Annotated in this window: 12 protein-coding genes; 11 read left to right on the forward strand and 1 reads right to left on the reverse strand. The window is 69.6% G+C overall.

The features are described 5' to 3' along the window. From AB1609_08220 to AB1609_08240, 5 genes are all read left to right on the forward strand, one after another. On the forward strand, positions 1-1,613 hold a 1,613-nt coding region (locus tag AB1609_08220; GenBank protein MEW6046453.1), incomplete at its 5' end, for a DAK2 domain-containing protein. Between the two features lie 78 nt (positions 1,614-1,691). Then, a complete protein-coding gene (locus tag AB1609_08225) occupies positions 1,692-2,567 on the forward strand; it encodes a DegV family protein (GenBank protein MEW6046454.1) in 876 nt (291 codons plus the stop codon). Between the two features lie 12 nt (positions 2,568-2,579). After that, the gene (rsmD, locus tag AB1609_08230) at positions 2,580-3,137 is read left to right on the forward strand and encodes a 16S rRNA (guanine(966)-N(2))-methyltransferase RsmD (GenBank protein ID MEW6046455.1); all 558 of its coding nucleotides are present in this window, start codon (positions 2,580-2,582) and stop codon (positions 3,135-3,137) included. 4 nt (positions 3,138-3,141) lie between these two features. After that, complete coding sequence (gene coaD / locus AB1609_08235; GenBank protein ID MEW6046456.1) at positions 3,142-3,684, forward strand: pantetheine-phosphate adenylyltransferase; 543 nt, start codon at positions 3,142-3,144, stop codon at positions 3,682-3,684. A gap of 32 nt (positions 3,685-3,716) precedes the next feature. Then, positions 3,717-4,265 carry a hypothetical protein gene (locus AB1609_08240; protein ID MEW6046457.1) on the forward strand — a complete coding sequence of 183 codons (549 nt, stop codon included), beginning with the start codon at positions 3,717-3,719 and terminating at the stop codon, positions 4,263-4,265. Between the two features lie 20 nt (positions 4,266-4,285). On the opposite strand, the gene AB1609_08245 is transcribed toward AB1609_08240, so the two are convergent. Beyond that, a complete protein-coding gene (locus AB1609_08245) occupies positions 4,286-5,545 on the reverse strand; it encodes a nucleoside recognition domain-containing protein (GenBank protein ID MEW6046458.1) in 1,260 nt (419 codons plus the stop codon). 119 nt (positions 5,546-5,664) lie between these two features. Here AB1609_08245 and AB1609_08250 point away from each other — a divergent pair, with 119 nt between their 5' ends. The 6 genes from AB1609_08250 to fabD all read left to right on the forward strand — a co-directional run. Continuing rightward, entirely contained in the window at positions 5,665-6,207 is a 543-nt protein-coding gene (locus AB1609_08250; GenBank protein ID MEW6046459.1) for a DUF177 domain-containing protein, read from the forward strand. A 1-nt stretch (position 6,208) separates the two neighbouring features. Then, entirely contained in the window at positions 6,209-6,394 is a 186-nt protein-coding gene (gene rpmF, locus AB1609_08255; GenBank protein MEW6046460.1) for a 50S ribosomal protein L32, read from the forward strand. 66 nt (positions 6,395-6,460) lie between these two features. Further along, positions 6,461-7,057, forward strand: a complete 597-nt coding sequence (gene fapR, locus AB1609_08260; protein MEW6046461.1) for a transcription factor FapR — start codon at positions 6,461-6,463, stop codon at positions 7,055-7,057. A 7-nt stretch (positions 7,058-7,064) separates the two neighbouring features. Further along, on the forward strand, positions 7,065-8,075 hold the full coding sequence (gene plsX / locus AB1609_08265; protein ID MEW6046462.1) for a phosphate acyltransferase PlsX: 1,011 nt from the start codon (positions 7,065-7,067) through the stop codon (positions 8,073-8,075). A 5-nt stretch (positions 8,076-8,080) separates the two neighbouring features. After that, on the forward strand, positions 8,081-9,088 hold the full coding sequence (locus AB1609_08270) for a beta-ketoacyl-ACP synthase III (GenBank protein ID MEW6046463.1): 1,008 nt from the start codon (positions 8,081-8,083) through the stop codon (positions 9,086-9,088). Then, positions 9,085-9,969 (forward strand): ACP S-malonyltransferase (fabD, locus tag AB1609_08275; protein ID MEW6046464.1); only part of this gene is annotated, 885 nt, incomplete at its 3' end. The genes AB1609_08270 and fabD, both read left to right, overlap by 4 nt.

Raw genomic sequence — 9,969 nt, forward strand, 5'->3', positions numbered from 1 at the left:
CGCAGTTCTTCAGGGGATTTGCGCGGGTGATCGCCGCGGGCCACCACCCGGGTGAAAGGGACGGCGCGACGCTGGCACGGGCCCTCAAAGAGGCGGCGGATACCGCCTACCGGGCCGTGATGAAGCCGGTGGAAGGCACCATGCTGAGCGTGGGGCGGGCAGCAGCCCGGTGGGCTGAACGCGCCGCGCGCCGGCCCACGGCCGGCCTCACCGAGGTGCTGGAGGCGGCCGTGGAGGGGGCCCGGGCGGCCCTGGCCAGGACGCCCCGGCAGCTTCCGGTCCTGGCCCAGGCCGGCGTGGTGGACGCCGGCGGGCAGGGGCTGGTGGTTCTGCTGGAGGCAGCACTCGCCGCAGCGCGGGGGACGGTCGTGCGGGGAGCAGCTCCGGCGGTGAAGGCGCCCGCAGGCGCCGCGGCCGCCGCGGGAGCCGGCCATGCGGCCATGCCCGGCCATGAGGCGATCCCCCCCGAGCACCGCGCCATCACCGAGACGGAGGTTACGTTCCGGTACTGCACGGAGTTCCTGGTGCGGGGCACGAGCATCTCCCAGGAGTCACTGCGCCGCGCGCTGGAGGACCTGGGCGACTCGCTTCTGGTTGTCGGGGATCCGAACCTGGTGAAGGTGCACGTCCACACCAACCACCCGGGCCGGGCGCTGGAGGCCGCGCTCCGGTGGGGCGAACTGCTTTCCATCTCCATCAACAACATGCAGGAGCAGAACCGCCAGGCCGCCCGCCACGGCAACGGAAGCCATGACGCTTCGTCGCGGACCGCGGCCGCTTACGATAGCGCCGAACGCCCGGTGGCGCGGACAACCGCGGTCGCCCGCGCCCCGGTCGGCAGCCTGGCCGCCGCCCGCCGCTCTCCCGGCAGGGCCGTTCGCTCCGACGCCTCCGGGCGCGGTGCGGCACCGGTTACGGTGCCCGCGGCCTCCCTCATCTGGCCGTCACGCGCAAGCCGCCTCACCAGCGTGGTCGCGGTGGTGAGCGGCGACGGGCTGGCCAAAATCTTCCGGAGCGTGGGCGTGGACGAGATCGTGGACGGCGGACAGACCATGAACCCGAGCATCGAGGAACTGATGCAGGCCGTTCACCAGGCCCCGGGTAGGGGCGTCATCCTGCTTCCCAACAACAAGAACGTGCTCATGACGGCCCGGCAGGTCATTGAACTCGCCAGCAAGCCGGTCCGGGTCGTGCCCACCCAGACGGTTCCTGAAGGGCTGGCGGCGGCGCTGGCCTTCCGCGAGGACCAGGGGCTCGACGCCAACGCCGGCCAGATGGAGAAGGCGTGCGCCCGCGTGGCGAGCGGGGAGGTAACGTACGCGGTGCGGGACTCCCGCTTCGGCGAACAGACCATACAGGCCGGCGACATCGTGGGCATGGCGAACGGTGACCTGGTTTCGGTCGGCAAGGACGTCGCCAGCGTCACGGCGGTTGTCGCCCGGTCGCTTCTCACGGACGGCAAAAGCTTGCTTACGCTCTACTCCGGTCACGGCGTGGAACGGGACGCGGCCGCGGCCCTCGCCGATAAACTTCGAGCCAGCCTCGACGGGGTGGAGCTTGAAGTGTACTACGGGGGCCAGCCGCTCTTCTTTTACCTGCTCTCGGCCGAATAGGCTGGCCGGCGGCCGGGGGACGAGACGCTCGGACGGCCTATGGGCGCGGACTTAGAGTGAGAAGGGGTTGACAGACCGTTGGCAGCAAAGGGCCGGCCCATTCAGATCGTATCGGACAGCATGGCGGACCTCCCCCCGGAGTGGGTAAAGGAGCTCGGCGTACACGTTGTGGCGCTTCACGTGATCTTCCAGGACAAGAGCTACCGGGACGGAGTGGACATCACCCCCCGCGAGTTCTTCGACATGATGCGACGGGCGCCCGAGGGGCAACTGCCCCGCACTTCGCACCCGTCCCCTGCCGACTTCCTGCAGGCTTACGAGGCTGTGGTCGAAGCAGCCAGCCCCCAGGCTATCCTCTCCATTCACGCTTCATCGGAAATCTCGGCAACGTACCAGTCGGCGGTGATGGCCTCCCGGCAGTTCGACCGGGTGCCGGTCCGGGTCGTGGACTCCCGCCTCGTCAGCATGGCGGAGGGGCTTCTAGTAAGGGAGGCGGTTCGGGCCGCCGATTCGGGCGCCTCTGTGGACGAGGTCGCAGCCCGCCTCGAGGAGCTGGCGGCGCGCATTCGCGTCCGGTTCACCGTGGAGACCCTGGAGTACCTCTGGAAAAACGGCCGCATCGGCCGTGCCCAGGCTTTTGTGGGTGGGGTGCTCCAGGTCAAGCCGATCCTGGCCTTCGAGGGGGGCATGGTGACCCCCGTTGAGCGGGTGCGAGGCCGGGCGCGGTCGCTGGCACGGCTCGTAGAAGTCTGCGAGTCGGAGACGGGCGGCCGGGGCGAGACGCTCGTCGTGGTTCACGGGGACGTGCCCGAGGAGGCGGAGGGCCTCAAGGAGCAGGTGCTGAAGCGGTGCCGGTTCGACGAGGTGATCGTAACCCCGCTCGGGCCCACGATCGGTACTCACACCGGCCCGGGCACCATCGGGCTCATCTACACCCTCGCACAGGGCCAGTAGGGCGGTGAGCGAGTGCGGGTCATCGCCGGCCAGGCGAGGGGCCGGCGGCTCCTGGCGCCGAAGGGCCGGGGGGTGCGCCCCACCACGGACCGGGTCCGCCAGTCGCTGATGGATATCCTGGTGCCGTGGACGGAAGGGCGCGCATGGCTCGACCTCTTTGCCGGGTCGGGGGCGGTGGGAATAGAGGCGCTGAGCCGGGGGGCATGTCTGGCGGTCTTTGTGGAAAGCGACCGGCGGGCCGCCGAGGTGCTGGAAGCCAATCTGGTTCGAACGGGCCTGCGCGGGCGAGCGGAGATCCGGCAGAGCACCGTGCGCGTGGCGCTGGAGGATCTGGCACGGGAGGGCCGGGCTTTTGACGTCGTGTTCGCCGACCCTCCCTACGGCCAGGGGTTCGTGGCCGAAACGGCCCGGGAGGTTGCCAGGCTTCGGCTCGTTTCGCCGCCAGGGCTCCTGGTGATTCAGCACAGCGCCCGGGAGAGGCCCGGCGACGTCGAGGGGTTGCGGCTGGCCAGAGAAGCGGCGTACGGAGAGACGGTGGTGTCGTTCTTTTCCCCGGAATTGGGGGACTGAAGGCGTGACGATTGCGGTTTACCCGGGCAGCTTCGACCCCGTGACCTTCGGGCACCTGGACATCATCGCCCGGGCGAGCAGGCTATTCGACGTTCTGTACGTGGCGGTCCTGAAAAACCCCGGCAAGCGGCCGCTGTTCTCGGCCGAGGAGCGGCTCGCCATGCTCGAAGAGGCGTGCCGGCCTTTCCCCAACGTGCGCTGCGAGGCGTTCTCCGGCCTGGTGGTGCAGTACGCGGCCTCCCGTGGGGCGGCGGCGCTGGTGCGGGGCTTGAGGGCGGTGTCGGACTTCGAGTACGAGTTTGTCCTGGCCACCATGAACCGCCACCTCAACGGCCAGATCGACACCGTCTTCATCATGACGTCGAGCGAGTACGCCTTCGTGAGTTCGAGCCTGATCAAGGAGGTGGCCCAGTTCGGTGGCGACGTGGGCCGCTGGGTACCTCCCGGCGTGGCCCAGCGCCTTCGCGCCCGCCTTCAGGGCCTCGCACCGGGAGGCCATGCGGGCGTACCCGGGAGGGGGGCTCCGGGCCTGATCGAACGGACATGAGCGCTTCGGATGCCTCGACGGGTTCGTCTTCGATGCCGGTGCGCACGGTGACCGTGCAGCTCCTTCTGGAGCGGCTTGAACACCTGATCACCTCGGCGCCCACCGTTCCCCTGAGCGGGCGTTGCATGGTGCGAGCGGACGAGGTGCTGCAGGTCATCGATCGCATCCGCCGGACGCTGCCCGAGGAAGTCGCGCAGGCGGCGGAGCTGCTCTCGCGCCGCGAGGCCATTTTGCAGGAGAGCCAGGCCGAGGCCGAACGCATCGTGCTCAAGGCCGAGGAGTACGCGGCACGCCTGGTCCGGGAGAGCGATGTGCTGCGCCAGGCCGAACAGGAGGGCGAGCGGTTGCTGGCAGAGTCCCGCCGGCGAGCCGCCGAACTCGAGACCGGCGCCAACGAGTACGCCGATTCCGTGCTGCTCATGGTGCAGCAGGCCTTGGAGAAGACCCTGGGCGAGATCCAGCGGCATCTCCACCAGGTTCAGCTGGGCCGGGAAGAGCTGAAGCTCCGGCTGCAGGAAGCAGCCGCTGCCGGGGGGCAGACCGGGCCCGCGCCGGCCCGACAGACGCCCCCGTCCCGGTGAGAAAGAAGGGTGCAGGGCCGTTAGATGCCGCCGACCCGCGGCCAGGACCCAACCAGCCGGCCGAGCTTCCGCGCCAGCTGACCTGTCGCCACCCCCACGAGCATCAGCCCCAGCAGGAGCCCGGCCGTTCGCAGCCGCCACGCGACGGCCTCCGGTGACCAGGGTGAAAGGGTGCCCGACGCCGTGAAAGGTGTCAGGACGGGAAGGCGCGGCGCTGCACTGGACGCCATCAAGACGAGCGTGATGGCGGCGGCGAAGATGCCGTGCAGGAAGCGGGCCCGGATGTACGGCCGCAGGCGGATGCCGGTGTCCTGTACCACGGCGGCCACCTGTGCGTGCACGGAGGCTCCCGACCAGCCGATGATGAAGCTGGCCACGGCCGCGCGCTCGGCGAGCGCCCCCTGGGCCTGAGAGGCGGTCCGGGTGCCATTGGTGATCTCGAAGAGGCCGCGCACGGCGGCGTCAGCCAGGCCAGGGTTGAGCCCAACGGCCGCGAGCGCGGCGCCCGCCAGGTGCCCCAGCGCCTGTACGACCCCCAGGCGCGCCAGGACCCGCAGCAGGACCGAAAAGATCATGATGGTGCCCCCGATGAGCAGCATGCTGGTCATGGCGCTTTTCACCGCGTCCCCGAGGACCTGGCCGAAAGGACGGCCGTCCTCGCGCCGGGCCTTGCCCATGGCGGTGGCGGCACGGTACAGAAGCGGCTCCCGAGAGGTACCTTCAAGCGGCGGCGTTGCAGGCGCGCGGCGCTCGTGGAAAGCCCCCAACCACCCGACCAGGAGCACGGCCAGGTAGTGCGCGGCGCTGAGGGCGGCGCCGAGCTCCGGGACCTGAAAGAACCCCGCAGCCACGACGCCGGCCATGAAGAGCGGATCCGCCGTATTGGCCAGGGAGACCAGGCGCTCGCCCTCGACGGCATTGCAAAGACGCTCCCTGCACAGCCGCGCCGTGATGATGGCCCCCAGGGGATAGCCGCTTACCAGCCCCATGGCAAAAGCGAAGCTGCCCGCCCCGGGAATGTTAAAGAGGGGGCGCATGAACGGCTCCATCAGCACCCCCATGAAGTGGATGACCCCGTAGGCAGCCAGGATCTCGGAGAGCACGAAGAACGGCAACAGCGCCGGGAGGACCGCGTCAAACCAGAGTCGAAGCCCAAAGAGGCTGGCCTCGAACGCGTCTTTGGCGGACACCACCACGAGGGCGGTGAACAGCCCCAGCGCCGCGCCGATCAGGTACGTACCCGCCTCGGAACGCAGAAGGGAGGGCAAGTTCGAGCGCATCGAGGCCCGGGACCACTTCCTTTCGATTCCGCTCCCCCCGATGTATACGGGCCGGAGGCTGTCCCTTTTCTTGACGGGCCTGGAGGGCCTCACTATAATGGGCGAGGTGGCGCACGGCCGTGCAAATCAACATTAGCGCCATCCGGGAGCAGAAAGGCGCGCAACTGCCCATCGACGGGCAGAGTCCGGCGCCGCCGCTGGAGGCGTCCGGCGGCGCGGCGGCATGCGGTCCCGTCCGGGTCCGCGGGAGCGTCACCAACGTGGGCAAGGGCTTTTTGGTGAAGGTCCATCTCTCGTGCGAGGCGGAGCTGGAGTGCACCCGTTGCCTTACGGGCTTCACGTATCCGCTCGAGCGCGACATGCAGGAGATGTACTACCCCGAGCGGCTTCGCCTGGAGAGGCCCGAGGGGGAGGACGTGGCGAACTGGTTTTCCGGCGACGTGCTGGATCTCTCGGAGGCGATACGGGAGAATCTGCAGCTTGCCATACCGATGAAGCGCCTCTGCCGGCCGGACTGCAAGGGGATCTGCCTCACGTGCGGGCGCAACCTCAACGAGGGGCCTTGCGACTGCAGGCAGGATGAGCCGGACGAGCGCTGGGCGCCGCTGAAGGGGCTGTTGTTGCAGTCGGGACAGCGGCGCCGGGGAGGAGAAAAGCAGTAGGATGGCCAACCCGAAGCGGCGCTTTTCGAAGGCGCGCACGCGGACGCGCCGGTCGATGTGGCGGCTTTCGGCCCCCAACCTTTCCGAGTGCCCGCGCTGCCACCGGCCGCGGCTTTCGCACCGCGTCTGCCCGTACTGCGGCACCTATGGTGGCCGGCAGTACCTGACCCCCAAGGAAGAGTCGTAAGGCACACGGCGGCCCAGATAGCCAAAGCCCTCGCGCCAGGCGAGGGCTTTGTTCGGGGCATTTTCTATGAGCAGGTCATCAGATGAGGTCATAGAAAAGAGGCTGGAGCGCCTCCGGGCGCTTCTGCACCAGGAGCCCTTTCTCACGGACCGAGAGCTTTCGCTGCGGCTCGGGGTGAGCGTGCCCACGATCCGGCTCGACCGACTGCGGCTCGGGATTCCCGAGATGCGTGAAAGGACGCGCCGGCTGGCCGAGGAGGCTGCCCGGCCCCGCTCCCTTTACGCAAGCGAACTCCTCGGGGAACTGCTGGAACTCCAGCTGGGCCGCTGGGGCCGGTCGGTTCTGCGCACCACCGCGGAGATGGCCTTCTCTCGCACCGGCATCGTCCGGGGCCACTGGCTGTTCGCTCAGGCCAACTCCCTGGCGGTGGCTCTCATCGATGCCGACGTGGTGGTCACGGGCTCGGCGCGGTTTCGCTTCCTGAGGCCGGTGCGAGTGCCCGAGGAGGTGGTGGCGAGGGCAGAGCTTCGCCGGTCGAGGGGTTCCAAGCACCTGGTGGAGGTGGAGAGCCGCTGCGGATCCGAGCCGGTCGCTCGCGGGCTGTTCGTCGTGGCGGCCCTGGCCTTTGCGGAGGCCCGGGCGCCGGGAAAGACGGAAGGGTAGACCCAGGATGGCTATCGCCGTAGACGCCATGGGAGGCGATCATGCGCCGCAAGCGCCCGTCCGGGGTACGCTGGCGGCCGCCGGATCCGTCGATGTTCCCGTGATGCTCGTGGGGTCACCGGATGCTGTGCAGTCCCTGATAGGGGAGCGGCCGGGCGGGGGTGCGTCCGCAACCGTGCGGGTGGTGCCGGCCTCCGAGCAGATCGGGATGGACGAACATCCGGTCGAGGCCGTCCGCAAAAAGCGCGACGCCTCGCTGGTCGTGGCCGCCAGACTCGTGAAGGAGGGGCAGGCAGACGCTCTGGTCTCAGCCGGGAGCACGGGGGCGGTGGTTGCCGCGTCGCTCTTTCACATCGGCCGCATCGAGGGCGTGGAGCGCCCGGCGCTGGCCATCGTGCTTCCCCTTTTCTCCGGCCCGGTGGTGCTCATCGACGGCGGCGCCAATGTGGACTGCCGCCCCTCGCACCTGCTGCAGTTCGGCGTGCTCGGCCAGGCGTTTGCTCGCGCCGTGCTGGGCATCGAAAAACCCCGGGTGGGGCTCATCAACATCGGGGAAGAGCCCACCAAGGGGAACGAAGCCGCTCAGGAGGCTCACCGGCTGATGGCCGCAAAGCTCGCCCCCTTTGCCGGCAACGTCGAGGGGAAGGACGTGTTCGCCGGGGCCTGCGACGTGGCTGTCTGCGACGGCTTCGTGGGCAACGTGCTGCTCAAAGCTGTGGAGGGCTTCGCGTCGGCCCTCATGGGCGAACTCCGGCGCCTCGCGCTCACGAGCGCCCGGGGCCGCCTCGGCGGGCTTCTGCTCAAGCCCGCGCTGAGGGGGTTGAGAGACCGCCTCGATTACCGGTCATACGGCGGTGCGTTTCTGGTGGGCGTCAAGGGCGTCGTGGTGGTCGCCCACGGGCGGTCGGACGAAAAGGCGATGGAAAACGCCGTCCGGCTGGCCGCGCGAGGCGTGAAGCAGCAGGTGGTGGCCGCCATGCGTTCCGCCATCGAAGAGGTGTACAGAGGGGAGCCTTGATTCTTATGCCGCACAGTGACGGGCGTGCCGTGGGGATATGGGGAACCGGGTCAGCGGTGCCGCCCCGGGTGCTGACCAACTTCGACCTGGAGAAGATGGTGGACACCAGCGACGAGTGGATCCGCACCCGAACCGGCATCCGCGAACGCCACATCGCCGACGAGAAGACGGCCACCTCCGACCTGGCCACGGCGGCGGCTCGCCGCGCCCTGGAGGCGGCCGGCGTCCAGCCTGGCCGGCTGGGCCTCATCATCGTCGCCACGGTGACGCCCGACATGTCGTTTCCTTCCACCGCCAACCTGGTGCAGGATCGGCTCGGCGCCCGATCTGCGGCCGCCTTCGACCTGTCCGCCGCGTGCTCGGGGCTGCTCTACGGGATGGACGTGGCGGCCGCGGCCATCGAGAGCGGCCGGGCAGAGTTCGCCCTGGTCATCGGGGCGGAGTGCCTCAGCAAGATCACCGACTACACCGACCGGTCCACCTGCGTGCTGTTCGGCGACGGCGCGGGGGCGGTGGTACTGGGGCCCGTCCGCCCGGGGTGGGGACTTTTGGCCACACACCTTGGTTCGGACGGGAGCTACGCCGATCTGCTCTACCTGCCCGCCGGCGGCTCAAGGCGGCCGGCGTCCCAGGCCACGGTGGCCGAGCGACTGCACTACATCCGGATGCAGGGTAACGAGGTATTCAAGATTGCCGTGCGAACGATGGGAGACGCAGCGGAGGAGAGCCTGCGCCGCGCCGGCATCACCGTCGACCAGGTGCGCCACTTCATCCCGCACCAGGCCAACGTCCGCATCATCGACGCGGCGGCCAAGCGCCTGGGCGTACCGGACGACCGGGTGGTGGTCAATATCGACCGCTACGGCAATACCTCGGCGGCGTCCATCGGCATTGCGCTGGACGAGACCGCGCGGGCCGGGAAGATTGCGGATGGCGACCACGTGCTGATGGTGGCCTTCGGCGGCGGGCTGACGTGGGCGGCCGCGGTGGTGCGGTGGGGCGGGCGGCCATGAGCGGCGGAGCGCCATCTGCCTCGTATGCGGTCGTCTTTCCGGGCCAGGGTTCGCAGGCGGTGGGAATGGGGGTCGCGCTGGCGGAGGCCTTTCCCGAGGCGGCCGAGGTGATGGAGCGTGCCGACCGGGTGATCCCGGGCCTGTGGAGGCTCTGCCGGGAAGGGCCCGAAGAGGTGCTGCGCCAGACCTCCCACACGCAGCCGGCCATCCTCAGCGTCTGTGTGGCGGCCTGGGCGGTGTGGCGGCGGCACGTCCCGGGGAACAGGCTCCCGGCCGCGGGGGCCGGCCACTCGCTGGGGGAGTACACGGCGCTGGTGGCCTCCGGGTGCCTGGAGTTCGAGGCAGCCTTGAAGCTGGTACGGGCACGGGGCGAACTGATGGAGCGGGCCGTGCCGGACGGCGCGGGCGGCATGGGGGCCGTGATCGGGCTTGACGACGACGCCGTCCGCCGCATCTGCGCCGCGGTGAGCGAACAAAGCCGCGACCCGGCTGCCGTGGTGCCTGCGAACTTCAATGCGCCAGGGCAGGTGGTGGTCTCGGGCCTGAGGCAGGCGCTCGACGAGGTTCGAGCCAGGGTCGAGCAGGCCGGCGGGCGCTACATGGAACTCTCCGTGAGCGGCCCGTTTCACTCGCCCTGGATGAAGGGCGCCGCCGAACGCTTCCGGGCACACCTGCAAAGCACGTCCTTTGCAGAGCCTGCATGGCCCGTGGTGGCCAACGTCACCGCCCGGCCGCTGCCCTCCGAACCCGAGAGCATCCGGGAGCACCTGTTCGCCCAACTCGCCTCCCCGGTGCGGTGGGCTGAAAGCCTGCGTGCGATGGCCGCCATGGGGGTGTCCCACTTCGTGGAGATCGGGCCGGGGCGCGCCCTGAGCGGCATG

This window comes from Bacillota bacterium (assembly GCA_040754675.1).
Lineage (GTDB): Bacteria > Bacillota > Limnochordia > Limnochordales > Geochordaceae > Geochorda.